Annotated in this window: 13 protein-coding genes; 1 reads left to right on the forward strand and 12 read right to left on the reverse strand. The window is 38.4% G+C overall.

Annotated features, from left to right (window positions below):
• Positions 1 to 15 precede the first annotated feature (15 nt).
• Positions 16 to 1,818: a M3 family oligoendopeptidase gene (locus IGL28_RS12490; protein ID WP_081128914.1), complete on the forward strand. Its 1,803-nt coding sequence runs from the start codon at positions 16 to 18 to the stop codon at positions 1,816 to 1,818.
• A 463-nt stretch (positions 1,819 to 2,281) separates the two neighbouring features.
• Here the strand turns inward: IGL28_RS12490 and IGL28_RS12495 are convergent, their stop codons facing one another.
• The 12 genes from IGL28_RS12495 to priA form a co-directional block, all read right to left on the reverse strand.
• On the reverse strand, positions 2,282 to 3,832 hold the full coding sequence (locus tag IGL28_RS12495) for a C40 family peptidase (RefSeq protein ID WP_081128916.1): 1,551 nt from the start codon (positions 3,830 to 3,832) through the stop codon (positions 2,282 to 2,284).
• 217 nt (positions 3,833 to 4,049) lie between these two features.
• On the reverse strand, positions 4,050 to 4,559 hold the full coding sequence (gene mreD / locus IGL28_RS12500) for a rod shape-determining protein MreD (RefSeq protein ID WP_081128918.1): 510 nt from the start codon (positions 4,557 to 4,559) through the stop codon (positions 4,050 to 4,052).
• A 3-nt stretch (positions 4,560 to 4,562) separates the two neighbouring features.
• Positions 4,563 to 5,417: a rod shape-determining protein MreC gene (mreC, locus tag IGL28_RS12505; RefSeq protein ID WP_010720591.1), complete on the reverse strand. Its 855-nt coding sequence runs from the start codon at positions 5,415 to 5,417 to the stop codon at positions 4,563 to 4,565.
• A 155-nt stretch (positions 5,418 to 5,572) separates the two neighbouring features.
• Positions 5,573 to 6,208 carry a thiamine diphosphokinase gene (locus tag IGL28_RS12510; protein ID WP_081128920.1) on the reverse strand — a complete coding sequence of 212 codons (636 nt, stop codon included), beginning with the start codon at positions 6,206 to 6,208 and terminating at the stop codon, positions 5,573 to 5,575.
• On the reverse strand, positions 6,209 to 6,859 hold the full coding sequence (gene rpe / locus IGL28_RS12515) for a ribulose-phosphate 3-epimerase (protein WP_010720593.1): 651 nt from the start codon (positions 6,857 to 6,859) through the stop codon (positions 6,209 to 6,211). It abuts the gene before it with no gap.
• A gap of 12 nt (positions 6,860 to 6,871) precedes the next feature.
• Positions 6,872 to 7,771, reverse strand: a complete 900-nt coding sequence (gene rsgA, locus IGL28_RS12520) for a ribosome small subunit-dependent GTPase A (RefSeq protein ID WP_010737282.1) — start codon at positions 7,769 to 7,771, stop codon at positions 6,872 to 6,874.
• 128 nt (positions 7,772 to 7,899) lie between these two features.
• Positions 7,900 to 9,933, reverse strand: coding sequence for a Stk1 family PASTA domain-containing Ser/Thr kinase (gene pknB, locus IGL28_RS12525; protein ID WP_081128922.1), 2,034 nt, complete (start codon positions 9,931 to 9,933; stop codon positions 7,900 to 7,902).
• Complete coding sequence (locus IGL28_RS12530; protein WP_438843965.1) at positions 9,930 to 10,670, reverse strand: Stp1/IreP family PP2C-type Ser/Thr phosphatase; 741 nt, start codon at positions 10,668 to 10,670, stop codon at positions 9,930 to 9,932. The genes pknB and IGL28_RS12530 overlap by 4 nt, the downstream gene beginning before the upstream one ends.
• Before the next feature lie 12 nt (positions 10,671 to 10,682).
• Entirely contained in the window at positions 10,683 to 12,041 is a 1,359-nt protein-coding gene (gene rsmB / locus IGL28_RS12535) for a 16S rRNA (cytosine(967)-C(5))-methyltransferase RsmB (RefSeq protein WP_010720597.1), read from the reverse strand.
• Positions 12,041 to 12,982 (reverse strand): methionyl-tRNA formyltransferase, encoded by a 942-nt coding sequence (fmt, locus tag IGL28_RS12540; RefSeq protein ID WP_010737278.1) that lies wholly within the window; start codon positions 12,980 to 12,982, stop codon positions 12,041 to 12,043. Before fmt ends, rsmB begins: the two co-directional genes overlap by 1 nt.
• Positions 12,975 to 13,466, reverse strand: coding sequence for a peptide deformylase (gene def, locus IGL28_RS12545; protein WP_010720599.1), 492 nt, complete (start codon positions 13,464 to 13,466; stop codon positions 12,975 to 12,977). Before def ends, fmt begins: the two co-directional genes overlap by 8 nt.
• Before the next feature lie 13 nt (positions 13,467 to 13,479).
• Complete coding sequence (gene priA, locus IGL28_RS12550) at positions 13,480 to 15,888, reverse strand: primosomal protein N' (RefSeq protein WP_081128924.1); 2,409 nt, start codon at positions 15,886 to 15,888, stop codon at positions 13,480 to 13,482.
• Between the last annotated feature and the right edge of the window lie 224 nt (positions 15,889 to 16,112).

The following is a 16,112-nucleotide window of genomic DNA, read 5'->3' on the forward strand; positions in this document are numbered from 1 at the left end:
GAAGGGAGCTTTTTCATGACATATTCACTAAATTGGGATCTTGATTCAATTTTTTCAGGTGGAAGTGATTCCCCAGCCTTAAATGAACGCTTAGAACAATTAGAAAAACAAATCAATACCTATTATCAATCCGTTAATCAATGGGATCATTCAATCAGTACAAATGACGAACTTACGACACTGATCAAACAACAAGAAACAATTACAGAAGGTTTTTCTCAATGTAATAGTTATATTACGGCTTTGTTATCTGCGAATGTCAAAGATACCCAAGCAAAGCTTTTATCAGGAAAATTATATGCACTATTACCACGTTGGCAATCAGCCGATACGATTTTATCGAAAAAATTTGCAGAAATATCTGACAATAATTGGCAAACATTGCTCCAAACAGATGAATTTTCTTTGATTGCTTTTCGTATGAATGAGATTCGCAGAGACGGTCATCGTTTATTGTCCGAAGCAGAAGAAAACATCATCAATACACTCTCATTAGACGGGCTGAACGCGTGGAGCAGTCATTACGACACAATTGTGGGAACAATCGTGATTCCATTTGAAGAAAATGGCAAGGTAACTGACTTGTCAGCAGGTCAAGCCTTCAATAAAATGATGGGTGATCCAGATCCACTCGTACGTGAAAAGTTATTTATTGCCTGGGAAAAAGCTTGGCAAGAAAAAACGTCTTTACTATCGGACACATTAAATCACTTAGATGGTTTCCGTTTATCAACCTATAAACTACATGGTATGAACGACTATTTACAAAAACCATTAGAATACAATCGTTTGAAAAAAGAAACACTTGATGTGATGTGGGCAACTATCCAAAAAAATAAACAACCGTTAGTTGATTACTTAACAAGAAAAGCCAATCTTTTCGGTAAAGAAAAAATGGAGTGGCAAGATCAAGATGCACCAATTATTTTAGGAGATCTAAAGGAAAAGACGTTTACCTTTGACGAAGCTGCCTCTTTTATCATTGAGAATTTCCAAAAATTCAGTCCCAAAATGGCAACCTTTGCACAATCTGCATTTGAAAAAAGTTGGATTGAAGCAGAGGATCGTCCGGGAAAACGACCTGGCGGGTATTGTACTGAGCTGCCAGAAACCCAAGAATCCAGAATTTTTATGACCTATAGTAACTCAGTCAATGAAGTAGCTACGCTAGCCCACGAATTAGGTCATGCCTTTCATAGTAGTGTCATGTGGGATCTGCCAGCATTGAACCGTGATTACGCAATGAATGTTGCAGAAACTGCTAGCACGTTTGCTGAATTGATTGTCGCTGATGCTACCTTAAAAGCAGCCAAAACGAAAGAAGAAAAAATCAATTTATTAGATACTAAATTACAAAATGCTTTGGCCATGTTTATGAATATCCATTCTCGTTTCATTTTCGAAAATCGTTTCTATTCTGCGCGACAAGAAGGACTTGTTTCAGAAGAAGAAATCACTCAAATGATGGTTGAAGCTCAAAAAGAAGGTTATCATGATGCCTTAGCTACTTACCACCCACACTTCTGGGCAGCTAAATTGCATTTCTTTATTGATGATGTTCCTTTTTATAACTTCCCTTACACGTTTGGCTATTTGTTTAGTTTAGGTATTTATGCTTATGCAAACAAAAAAGGGACAAGTTTTGAGCAAGAATACATTGAGTTATTAAGAGATACAGCTTCAATGACAACCGAAGAACTTGCTCAAAAACATTTAGGTGTTGACTTAACGAAACCAGATTTCTGGCAAGCTGGCATCGATATGGTTTTAGAGGATATCAATAGTTTCATGACACTTTCTGAAGAATATGTACATTAATTGATCAAGCTAAATCATTACTAGATAAAATGATCGATTCATAAACAGTAAAAATAGCAGTTTTTTCATTCATTGGAAATCCTATTTTGACTAATAAGTCCAAATGAGCTAGAGAGAATAGTGATTGGTTTATACCAACCTTCTTCACTCTAGCTCATTTATTTTGGTCGCTTCGTCTCTCATTCCAAACATCCATGATCATTTTTTGTGAAAATCACCAATGTCTTCTATTATTTTATAGCTACATATAAACTTCATTCTTTACTCACTGATTGCATTACAGACTAAAAAAAGACACGTTGTCAAAGGATATTGGTAAAAAGAAATCTTAGAAACATAGGATGTCATTTTTATACTTTTTAAACCATAAAAAAGATGTTGGTGAATTTCACCAACATCAAAAAGAATAGAGCCACAAAAAAATGAACAGGAAGGTTTCTCCTCCTGTTCATTCTATTTATTATTACATACTTACTGCAAAATCAGGTGTGTACCATTGAACTGAACCAACTTTAACATTTTCACCTGGTTGAGGTGCATGGATATATTGTCCGCCACCTAATGAAATAGCTACGTGATAAGTTCCGCCAGCAGAACCCCAGAATAACAAGTCTCCAGCTTTTGCTTGAGAAACTGAAATTTTTGTTCCAGCTGATTCTTGAGGTACTGTCCAACCACCGATGTCACGGCCAGTTACTTGTAAATATACATAGCGTGTAAATCCAGAACAGTCAAAGCCACTTGGATCTTTACCACCCCATACATATGGAGTACCAATATATTTGTAAGCTTCTGCTACAATCGCAGCGCCGTTCACACTACCAGAAGGATTTGGTGCTGGTGTTGGAGCAGGCGTTGGTGTAGGTGTTGGAGCTGGTGTTACAGTATTATTGTTATTGTTGTTATTTGTTGTACTGTTATTAGTGCTATTATTAGTGCTGTTATTAGTACTATTGTTTGTATTATTATTTACATTTGTATTAGAGCTGCTTGAACTGCTTTCTGTATTCGCAGGTGTTGACTCTTGTGTAGAAGATTCAGGAACTGTTGATTCTTCTGTTGAAGATGATTCAGTAGAAGAAGAGCCAGTTGATGAATTTTCTGTTGTTGTAGAAGATTCAGTAGATGTTGATTCTTCTGTTGTTGAAGACTCAGGAGCTTTTGATTCTTCACTTGAAGATTGTGCAGCTGATGAGCTTTCTGTTGTAGTTGATGCTGATGATGAAGCTTGTGTTTGTGCAGCTTGTTCACGTGCTTCTTTTTCAGCTTTTTCTTGAGCTGCTTGTTGACGAGCTTGTTCTGCTAAGCGAGCTTGTTCACGGATACGTGCTTGCTCTGCTTCAGCTTCAGCTTTCTTACGGTTCAAGTCAGCTTTCTTATCTTCTGCTGTTGCTTGTTCAGCAGCCAATGAAGTTTTCAAGACATTTAAGTCAGCTTGTTTTGCTAATAAATCGCCTTTTTGTGACTCTAAAGCAGCTTGGTTGTCAGCAAGTTCTTTTTGTTTTGCTTCATTTTCAGCTTTTTTCGCTTCTACTGCTTGTTTGTCTTCTTTTTGTTGTTGTACTAAGTCTTGGTTTGCTTTAACGATTGTAGACATTGCTTGGATACGACCAACAGCATCTGCTAATGAATCTGCATTTAACACAGCGTCAATATAGTTTGAACTAGTATTTTTTACTTGTGTTTCACGTGCTTGTTTTTGGATTGTTGCTTCACGTTTTTCAATACGTTCTTGTAAATCTTTGATTTCTTGTTTTAATTGAGCAGATTCTTTACGCAATGTATCTTGTTTAGTTAATAAATCTTGCGCTTTTGTGTTAATAGCAGAAACTTGACCTTCTAATGCTTCAATTTGTGATTGTGCACTTGCTTGTTGGTTTTGTAAGTCTGCAATTTTTTTGTCTTGTTGTTGTATCTGAGAATCAAAATCGTCCGCCGCGGCAGCGATCGGTGATCCTACGGCAGTTAAAGCGATTGAACTTAGCATTACCGCTGATAATAAACTCTTTTTCACTCTTCATTCCTCCGACTGGCTTAATTTAATAAATATCTAAATATATTTAAGTCTTTCTTAACGATATAAAAATTGTACCATAGCAGTATGTCAACGATATAATAGTTATGTTACAAAAACATTTCAAAATAAAATCTTAAAATGACAAACATGTAAGTTTCAATGATTATTCACAAAATATGACATTTATTTCAGAAATCAGTACAAAAAAAAGAAATTATTCATCACTGAATAATTTCTTGAATGGAAAAACAAAAACTGCGAATAGAATCATCGTTAATAATAAAGTTGGCCCAAGATATCTAGTAATAAAGTAAGTGTTATTTACAGATACTAATTTGAAAATCAATTGTACAGCTAAAGTGAACAACTCATACCCCGTAACAAAAATAATCATACTAAAAAATTCTGTAAAGATATTAAAGTGGATATAAGAACTCATCGAATACATAATAAAGACCATCAGTGGTAATGCCACCGCATAGATCCCGATTACACCGATATAGTAGGTATCAAAGAGTGCTCCAAGGACGACCGTTGTAATCAATAAATACCTTTTAGGAAATTTCATACTGCAAAACAGCAAAGCCAAAATGAGAAAATGGGCACTAGCCATGTATTGCCCATTTGACCACTCGACAAACATTCTAGTCAAATGCCCATCAATCAACATCAATAAGAACAATACAACTGGCAAGTAATATTTCATTGTATCTTTTTTCAGCATAGGTTAATCCTCCACCAGTCGTTGCACGATCGTCACAACTGGCAGATCATACATTCCAGCGTAAGGCTTCACATATACTTCACGATCCAAGCCATAACTATCTGGTTTGGTCTTGATGACTGTTCCGATCGGCAGATCTGCTGGTGAGTTCCCACCTAAGCCAGAAGTTTGAACGACGTCGCCTTCTTTGATATTCGTATCTCCAGTTAATTGTGTCACGACTAACGCTTGCAGTTTTTCGTCATAGTTTTTCAATAATCCAAATGCTTCTCCACTAGAAGAAGATACCCGAACTGGGAAATGATTCGAACTTTCATTTGACGAAGTCAGCAGCTCGATCTTAGAAGAAGTACGATTGACTTCAACTACTCGACCAATTAATCCTTTTTGTGCCATTACCGCCATGTTCACTTCAATGCCATCTTTTGATCCTTTATCAACGATCAACATATCTTGCCAAGTATCTGGTGAGCGTGTAATCACATTCGCCGTTACTTTTTCATAGTTAGTCAATGTTTGATTTAAGTTAAGTTCTTTCTTTAATGCTTCGATTTCTTTTTGGTCATTTTTATTTTTTAATGCTAATTCATCATAACTATCGATTTTCTCTTTTAATCGCTCATTTTCAGAATAAGTCGTGAAAAGATTATGGACTGAATCCACTCCATTTTCGACCCATCTTACGGGCGCAGAGATTGCACGGTCAACAAATGAAACACTGTCATTGACAAAAGACTGGAAGAAATTAGGTTTTCCTTCATTCGCTCGTTGCGCGGCAGTCACACTTAAGATTGTCACCACAATGATAACAATGATTAAGGTAATAATAATATTTTTATTAGGATTGAACTTCTTCACAAAGACACCTCGAATTAATTAGACTCTTATGGTCAATTTTATCACTAATTGAGGCGAAACAAAAGGTATGACACCTCTCTTAAGCTTTTTTTTAGTAAATAATTTGACTTGTCATTTTTAACTATTTCTGTTGTATTTACTCGGTTAGAGCAAACTTAATCTTTACTTTGAATCACTGCGACCATCCCAGTTGAAAAGGAAAAATCAGCCGTATCTGAAACAAATTCATTGCTTGCATAAGAAGTTGCTTGGCTCACATCAGTTGTTTCCAGTTCATACTTGCTCTTTTGGATGGACAGCTCTGTTACAGGCGTCAAACAACAATAGGCCAAATAACGCATTTTATCCATTTTGGTAATCACATGTTTGCCAGGTAAATAGTAGGTGACATGATTTTGACGATCCCAAATAATGATCTTTTGAGCATGTGGTTTAAATCTTGGTTCTAACGGTAGCCAAAGGTTAGCAAGCAGGTGATCCAATCGACCACCAGTTGCGCCAATGATCGTGATTGTTGCTTCTGGATATCGTTCAATGGCTTGACACAACCCCAACTGCGTATCTGTATCATCTTTTTCTGCTGGTGCTTGGATCAGTTCATTCGTTGCTTGTTCAACTTGTTTTTTTTCATCTACCGATAACGAATCAAAGTCACCGATTGCTACATCCAAAGGGAAATTGTTTTGAAGAAGATACCATGCACCACGATCAATGCCTATATAACAGTCATAACTGTTTTGTAGTTCTGGCCAATTTTCAGGAGAACCTCCTGCCACTAATAAAACCTGCATTTATTTCAATGCCTCTTTTAACTGGTTGATTTGACCCACTGGATCTTCTGAGTTATAGATATAAGAACCGGCAACGAAAACATCTGCTCCAGCTTTTTGACAAATTTGTGCGGTTTCAGGAACGATACCGCCATCTACTTCAATGGAATAATGCCAATTATTTTGCTCGCGTAATTCTGATAATTCAGCAATTTTCTCTACCGTTTCTTCAATGAAACTTTGTCCGCCAAATCCTGGGTTAACAGTCATCACTAAGACCTGATCTGCTATCGGTAAAACATGTTTGATCATCGTTATAGGTGTGCCTGGATTAATCACGACTCCTGATTTCACGCCTAGATCTTTCATCATTTGCAATGCTCGATGAATGTGTGGAGTGGCTTCCACATGCACCGTGATGATATCTGCTCCAGCCTTCGCAAACGCCGGAATATATTTTTCCGGGTCAACAATCATCAAATGCACGTCTAGTGGTAACTTAGTAATTGGTCGAATAGCTTGTACGATATTGGGACCAAATGTAATATTTGGAACAAATTGTCCATCCATTACATCTACATGGATGTAATCTGCCCCTCCTTTTTCTACTAGTTCGATGTCTCTTTGTAAATTAGAAAAATCTGCGCTTAAGATAGATGGTGCTATTTTCATTAATGCTTCCTCCTATTTTCGTTTACCTTCTTTTTTAGAATAGATTGGTTTTCGATTTTCGACTTCCTGTAAAAATTGCAAATAGTTCTCATAACGTGTTTGGGCAATCTCACCTGTTTCGACCTGGCGTTTCACCTCGCACCCAGGCTCTTTAGCATGCATGCATTCTCTAAAACGGCAATGGTTCGATGCACTGACAAATTCAGGAAATTGTTTTGGTAATTCAGTCGTTTCGATCGTCAAAAAATCGATCGAGCTGAATCCTGGTGTATCTGCTACTAAACCATCATACAATGGGAGTAATTCCACATGTCTCGTTGTATGTCTCCCACGTCCTAAAGAATCAGAGATTTCCCCCGTTTCTAAGTTTAGATCTGGCGAAATTTGGTTTAAGAGTGTAGATTTTCCAGCACCAGATTGGCCCATAAAAACGGTCAATCGTTCTGGGAAGTAACGAATTAATTCTGCAGTATCTCCAGGATATTTCGGAACAATCACTGGATAACCGATCGTTTCATACGTTTGCTTGATCTCATCGATTTGCTGTTCGTTTGAAGCGAGATCTGTTTTTGTCAAAAATATGACAGGTTCAATGGATTCATATTCTAAAGTCACTAGAAAGCGATCCAATAAATTATAAGAAAAATTTGGTTCTACCAAGCTTGTAACTACGACACCTAAATCGACATTTGCTACCGGTGGACGCACCAGTTGATTTTTACGAGGCATCACTTCTAACAAATAACCATCCGTCTTGTTTTCGCTTTCAAATAGTACTTGGTCACCCACTAACGGAGTGATTTTTCGATTACGAAAATTTCCTCGTCCTCTCGTTTGATAGGTCTCACCGTCTGCGTGTACATAATAAAACCCACTAATTGCTTTTCTGATTTGTCCTTTGATGTATGCCACCTCCAGTTTTCCTTATTTTACCACAGGAAAGAAAAATCATGTGGCGTTCCTGACAAGAAACTTAGCGAAACTCAATAAAAAATAGCAGAGCACGTTTAGAAACGCTCTGCTATTTTTTATTGTTATTACTATTTGGATGAAGACGACGTGCTTTCTTCTTTAGACGTAGTAGTACTTGAACTTTCTTTGCTGCTTGACGATTCTTTGGTTGAACTTGATGATTCTTTTGATTCTTTGGTTGGTTCTGGTCCTTTTGAATAAATGACATTGACGATCGTTCCTGGAGTGATCGATGCCCCCACGCCAGGAGCTGTTCGGATCACTTTATCTTTTTCTACGGTATCAGAATATTCATAAGACTCATGTCCGATGTATTCTGCGCCAATACTTGATAAATAACTTTGTGCATCACTTTTCGTATAGCCTGAAATATCATTTAATGTTTTCGCATTTGGTCCTTGACTAACGACAAAACTGATATAGCTATTTTCAGTCAATGGTTCACCGTAACTAGGTAATTGGCTAATGATTGAACCAGCTGGAACCGTATCGCTGTAATCATACGTCTCACTGATCCTTTTATAACCATTTGAGCTCAATATCCCACGAACGGTGTCATAATTTTGACCAGTATAATCCCCCATCGTTGGTTGCGCACCTTGGCTCACAACAAATGTGATCTTATCTGTCGTTGGATCGACTTCCGTTCCTTCTTCATCCGACTGGGAAATGATTCGTCCATTTTCTACTTCATCACTGAACTCGTCTTTTTTCTCGATACTATCAGCTGGAAAACCAAGCTTCTTCAATCGGCTACTTACTTCGTCAAAATTCATCCCAGTATAATCATCTAACTTGACTTTTTTCTTACCTGTGCTGACGTAAAGGGTAACTTCACGGTTTTGTTTCACTGTAGTTCCCGCTGCTGGGTCCGTTTTGACAACGTCTCCTTCTTCGATTTGTTCATCAGGGATCTCTTCGGTTTTTGTTGCTACTTCTAATTTAGCTTTTGCTAAAGTATCTCTGGCAGACGCTTCTGATAATCCCGAAACGTCAGGAATTTCGACTTCTCCACGACCTCCAGAAGCAAAAAAGACGGCTGTTCCGATTCCTAATAAGGCTAAGATCACCAATAAAATAATCCACCATTTTTTATGCTTTTTACTCTTTGGATCAGGAACTGTCTCTTCTGCCATCACAGGAGTTTCTTCTGATTTTTCTTTAGGTAATGGCATGGATTTAAATGACTCTGGCATTGGTGTATCTTCTTCTAATGGTGTGATCACTTGAGTTTCTTTGGTCATTGCTTGTGGCACCCATTTGGCTTCATTTGCCCGAGCAGGAGACAGCGCTGTTGCTAAGTCTTCTGACATTTCTTCTGCTGTTTTATATCGATCTGCCGGTTCTTTTGCAGTAGCTTTCAATACCACATTTTCTAAAGCTTGCGGCGTTGTTGGGTCTAGATCCTTGATTGAAGGTAACTCATCTTGGAAATGCTTCAAGGCAATCGTCACTGCAGACTCACCATCAAAAGGAACACTGCCAGTTAATAATTCGTAAAGAATGATCCCTAAGGCATAGATATCTGATTGTTTCGTAGCCATACTTCCTCTAGCTTGTTCAGGAGATAAGTAATGGACAGAGCCTAACATCGTATTCGTTTGTGTGATCGATGTTTCAGATAATGCGATTGCTATACCAAAATCAGTGATTTTGACCACGCCCTCATTATCGATCAAGACATTTTGTGGTTTCAAATCACGATGAATGATTTGGTGCGTATGTGCTAAAGAAATAGCTGATAAAATTTGTTGCATAATATTGACTGCTGTATCATAAGGAACAGGATAATGGGTTTGAATATAGCGTTTCAGGTCCATTCCTTTTACATATTCCATCACGAGATACTGCATGTTGTCTTCTTCTCCAACATCATACACACTAACAATATTAGGATGAACTAGTTCAGTCGCAGCTAGTGCTTCTCGTTGGAATCGTCTAATTGCCGTTTGATCATTTTGGAAATCGAATCGTAACACTTTGACTGCGACATCACGATCTAAAATAAGGTCATGGGCTAGAAAAACATTTGCCATGCCCCCACTACCAATATTTCCAGTGATTTGATAACGACCATTCAACTTTTTGCCTAACTCAATCATGCTACGTCCTCCTTGTATTCGATCAGAAGAACGGTAATATTATCTGCTCCGCCTGCTTCATTTGCAAGTTCGATTAATTCTGTTACCTTGTCGAACAAAGCCCCTTCTTGATTGATAATCGTTCCAATCGTTTCTTCAGATAACATGTTCGTTAACCCATCCGAACACAACAACAAACGATCTTTTAATTGCCAAATATAAGTCGATACATCGACTTCTACAGATCCTGGCATTCCTACAGAACGAGTTAAAATATTTTTTCGTGGGTGGTTCGCTGCCATTTCTTCACTGATTTCTCCAGATTTTACTAGTTCATTCACTAAAGAATGATCTTCTGTCAGTTGAATGATTTTATCTTCACGGATCAAGTAGGCACGGCTATCCCCCACATGAGCAATAGTAAACTGATCTTCTGATAAAGCTGCTGCTACGATCGTCGTTCCCATCCCATTGTATTCTGGTTGCTCTTGGCCACGTTGATAAATACGAGTATTTTCTTCTTGGATCGTTTGGATGAACCATTGCGCTACTTTTTCGTCATCACTTAAACTTAGATTTTCCCAAGCAGTTCCTAAGTTTGTCACTGCCATCTGGCTCGCGATATCACCTGCACGATGACCGCCCATTCCATCTGCCAATACTGCTAGTTTAATTCCAGCTTGATTCGTAAAAACACTCGCATAGTCTTGATTTGTATTACGTCGTCTTCCTACATCTGATTGATATTCAATCTGCATTCTTTCACCTCATTACTTTTTACGCAAACAACAAATGAAAAACCCATCTGTATAGAACTGATGTGGGTATAAAGTCAACATTTTATCTTCGATTGATGATTGTAGCACAGGATCAACTAAAACATCAATCCTTTCAAAATCAGTATGTCGCTGTAAAAATGTTTCAATGACTTCTTGGTTTTCCTCTTTAAGAATCGTACAAGTACTATAAGTTAATATTCCAGAAGATTTTAACACAGATGCACAACTTTCCAAAATCGCCAATTGGATCGCTGGTAAATTAGCTAACTCGCTGGCATTTTTTTTATAACGAATATCCGGTTTTCTTCTCAATAGTCCTAATCCTGAGCAAGGGGCATCAACTAAGATACGATCAAATGTTTCAGCTGAAAATTCCTCTTTCACTTCACGTGCATCCATTTTTTGTGCATAAACAGTTGTAAAAACACCTAAGCGTTCCGCATTTTCTTCGATGAGTTTTACTTTATGTTCATGAACATCCAGTGCTGTAACTTCACCACCACATGTTGGATCTAAAAACGTGGCAATATGCGTTGTTTTTCCTCCTGGTGCCGCACAAGCATCTAAAACATGATGTTCTGGCTCGATTTGCATAGCGGGTGCGACCAGCATCGAACTTTCATCTTGGATCGTCATGACCCCGTCATGGAATAAGGAACTAGATGCTAAATGTCCTTTTTCAGCAATTACCCCATAAGGACTAAGTTTACTTGCTGTCGCTGAAATTTCTTCTGCTTGGAGTGTCTCGATTGCTTGTTCTCTAGGGTATTTTCTGATATCTACTCGACCACTGACGTGACTTGGCTGGTAGAGGGAAAGTCCTAATTTTTCCGTTTCTTCATAACCGATTTGATCAGTCAATCGCTTGGTTAACCAGATCGGTAAACTGATTTTTACGGATAAGCGTTCAATCGGATCACTGATTTGTTCAACATCTGGTTTACCTTGTCGTTGATAATTTCTTAAAACACCATTTACAAATTTCCCAGTACCAGGATTTCCCTTGATCTTAGCAATTTCGACCGCTTCATTTAAAATCGCATGAGCTGGAACTTTATCTAGAAATTCCAACTGATAAACTGACAAATAAAGTAATGTTTTAACCCAATCATCCACTTTTTTTGCTTTTGCTATCAATGGAGCGACATAAAATTCCAGTAAAAGTTGACGACTGATCGTTCCATAAACCAATTCAGTAAACAAGCCAACATCTTTTTGATTTAAATCCCCTTGATTGATCATTTCGTTCAATAATAAATTAGAATAAGCACCGCCCTTGTTTACTCTTTCAAGGGTGATCAGTGCCATATAACGAACAGATTTTTTCATTTTTTTTGGTATTTTTGCCATTATTTCACCTGCTGCCCAATCATTACCTGTTGTCCACTACCATTCAAAAACTCATTGATCGCTTGTTTTCCTTTACCTGCTGGCTGTAATTCTTTGATTGCCAACACCGTTTGTTTACCACAAGCAATCCACAGATTTTTCTTATCTTTTTTGATGATGGTCCCTGGCTCCGCCGTAGTTTTCTCAGCTAACGCTTCTACATTTAAAAGTTTCCAACGGGTTTGTTCGTATGTCGTAAATGCAATCGGCCATGGTCGCATCCCACGGACTTGGTTGTCGATCTCTTCTGCTGTCTTGTTCCAATCAATTGCTTCTTGCTCCCGTGTGATATTTGGCGAAAAAGTTACTTTTGATTCATCTTGTGGACGTGGACTCAAATTTCCATTCAAAATATCAGGTAATGTTTTAAGTAATAGTTGTTTCCCTAATGCACTTAACTTTTCAAACATGGTTCCCACATCGTCTTGTTTAGTGATTGGTAAACTTTCTTGAGCATAAATGCCCCCTGCATCCATCTTTTTGATCATTTCCATGATCGTTACACCGGTTTCTTTTTCCCCGTTGATAATCGAGTAATGAACTGGCGCCCCTCCTCGATATTTTGGCAATAAAGATGCATGTACATTTATAGCTCCGTGAACAGGTGCCTGTAATAATTTTTCTGGTAAAAATTGACCAAATGCAGCTGTGATAATCACATCTGGTTGTAGGGCAATGATTTTTTCCATTTCTTCTGAACCAGAGATTTTTTCAGGTTGTAAAACCAATAAACCGTGTTTCACGGCTGCTTCTTTTACTGGAGTAGGGGTGATGATTTTTTTACGTCCCACAGGGCGATCAGGTTGTGTCACGACTGCGACTACTTCATACCCTTCTTCTAATAAGCCTTCAAGGATCGGTACTGAAAAAGCTGGCGTTCCCATAAATACTAATTTAGTCATCAAGATGTTCCTCCATATACTCTTCTAATTCGGCTTCTGGAATTTGCTCGATCATTTTTTCAACGAATAATATACCGTCTAAATGGTCGATCTCATGCTGAAAGGCACGAGCTAAGTAACCAAAGGCTACTACTTCGATTTCTTCGCCTTCACGATCATAATAGCGAACCGTTACTTCGTCAAACCGTTTGACGGTCCCATAAACATGAGGGATGCTTAAGCAACCTTCTACATCAATGCTTTCTCCCTTTGCATCAATAATTTCTGGATTGATTAATTCAAACTTTTCACCTTCATCTACTTCTACGATTGCAACTCGCTTGTTTTGACCAACTTGTGGAGCGGCAATGCCAATACCGTCGTTAGCAACCATCGTTTCATATAGGTTATCTAGTAAAGTAATTGTTTCATCTGTGATCACATCGATTGGTTGTGCGACACGTTTCAATTTATCATTGGGGTGGATCAATATAGGATAGCGCATGTAAATTCCCTTCTTAAATAAAGTGTAATGGTTCATTATCAATCGCGACAAATAATCCTTGTCGTTGTTCTTTTTGGCTCTGGTCTAAAATATTTTTTAAGATATTCGCTAAATTAGGCTCCTGTTTATATTTAATGATCAACTGGTAATAGTACCGATTTTTCACCCGATTCACTGTACTAGGGGTCGGTCCTAATAACAAGCTTTGATTTCCTAACACTTGCCGTAACTGATTCGCAACCTCAAAAATCTTCTTAGCAGCAACTTGTTCTTCCTCATGGCTGGTCGTGATTTTGACAGTAAAATAATAAGGTGGGTATCCACTACGATGTCGGACGGCCATTTCTTGTTGATAGAATCGCTCATAATTTTGTTCTTTTGCTAATTCAATTGCATAATGTTGCGGATTAAAGGTTTGGATAATCACTTCGCCTGCTTTTTCGGCTCGGCCTGCCCTTCCCGAAACTTGCGTAAGCAATTGGAACGTATGCTCGCTTGAACGAAAATCAGGCAAGTTAAGGGAAGTATCAGCATTCAAAACGCCGACCAACGTCACATCAGGAAAATCCAACCCTTTGGCAATCATTTGCGTCCCCAGTAAGATATTCGCCTTTTTTTGACCGAATTGTTGCAAGATACGTTCATGCGCACCTTTCTTTCTGGTCGTATCAACATCCATACGTAAAACACCAGCTTCTGGGAAAAGGGTCTTTAATTCTTCTTCGACTTTTTGGGTCCCTGTTCCATAGTAACGAATTTTATTCCCTCCACAGTTAGGACAACGGTGTGGGATTGGTTCTTCATGTCCACAGTAATGACAACGCATGGAGTGGGTGTCCATATGAAGGGTCAGAGAAATATCACAATTGGGACAAGGTAAAACAAAACCACAATCCCGACACATCACAAAGGAAGAATATCCTCGCCGATTTAGTAACAGCACAATCTGTTCTTTTTTCGCCAAACGGTCTTGGATTTTTGCTTGTAACTGTTTGGAAAATGTGGACGTATTATGTTGTTGCAATTCTTGTCGCATGTCAACAACTTCAATTGTTGGAAGTTGAGCAGACAAGTTGGCTCTTTGACTCAAATGGAGTAATTCATACAGCCCTTTTTGTGCTCGAGCACGTGATTCAAGAGATGGTGTCGCACTTCCTAGTACTACTGGACAATGATGATAATTTCCACGCCAAATCGCTAGATCTCTGGCATGATAACGTGGCGTTTCATCTTGTTTATAGCTTGATTCATGTTCTTCATCAATGATGATCAATCCGATATTTTCTAAAGGGGCAAAAATTGCCGAGCGGGCGCCAACAACAACCTGGGCTTCATTTCTTTCGATTTTACGCCACTCATCGTATTTTTCTCCCTGAGATAGCCCGCTATGTAAGACAGCTACCGCCTCTCCAAAACGCCCTTTAAAACGCTCTACCATTTGTGGTGTCAAAGCAATTTCAGGAACAAGCATAATCGCTGTTTTATTTTGAGCTAATACCTCAGCAATGGCCTGTAGATAAACTTCTGTTTTTCCACTTCCAGTAATTCCTTCTAATAAAAAAGTGTGACTCTTCTCTTGTTGCCCTGCTTCAACGATACGTTCTACTGCATGTTGTTGTTCTTTATTTAGCTGGAATGCTTGTGTTTGTTCAAACGTGCGATTTTTATAAGGATCACGATAACTTTCTACTTCTTCAAAAGTTAACCAGCCTTTGTCTTTTCCTTGATTCAAAGTTGCCGTGCTGATACCTTTTTCTTTGTAATAACTAATTGGTTCAGCCTTTTTTTGCTCAGATAAGCAAAGCAGAAGTTCTTTTTGTTTCTTCGCATTCGCTCTTAACTTTCCCCACTCTTCCTCAAGCTGGACACTATTCAAATTTGAGCGGATCAAACGAATCGTTTTGACTTTGTTCTTAGTGTGTACTTCATATCTGATATCTACTAACTTGTCTTGACGCCAACGGATCAATTGGGATAAAATGCCCTCTTCTTGCGCTTCTTTCCAGGAGATTTCTGTTCGTCCTTTAAAGAATGCCTGGACGTCCGCCGCTTCACTTACAGGATAGATTTGTTTGTCATAGGATGCTTTCATGACAGCAGGAAGCATCGTTTGTAAGCAAGTGATCTTAAACGCATAAGTGATCGTCTTCATATAATCAGCCAATTGAAGTAGTTCTTGATTAACCACAGGTGCTAAATCTAATACTTGGACAATCGCTTTTAAATTTTTTTGTTCGATGCTATCTTGTACTCGCAAACCTACAACGAACCCTTGAACATGACGGTTGCCGTTACCAAAAGGAACTTCTACTCGCATCCCGACTTGAATCGCCGTTTCTACTTCAGAAGGAACCAGATAGGTGAAAGGCTGATCGGTTTGCATAGTGGGTACATCGACGATAACATCAGCTGTGATTGGCATGGTTTCCTTCCTCCTTTAGTTACTCTATCAAATAGACAAAATCGTTCTTGCCTATTTTACTAGAGATTGCTTGGTTTGTCTTATTTTCTGATGAATCCTTACAAAAAATTAACGGCGCAGCAGCATTCCGCAGAAAAGTCATTCTTATATGCTAAAACGTGATCCTAAAAAGAAGCCGAAATTCCACAAAAATTTGAGAATACAAATTTCGGAAATTTCGGCTT

It is taken from the genome of Enterococcus sp. AZ077 (assembly GCF_051714965.1).
In the GTDB taxonomy this organism is placed as follows: Bacteria; Bacillota; Bacilli; order Lactobacillales; family Enterococcaceae; genus Enterococcus_B; species Enterococcus_B hirae.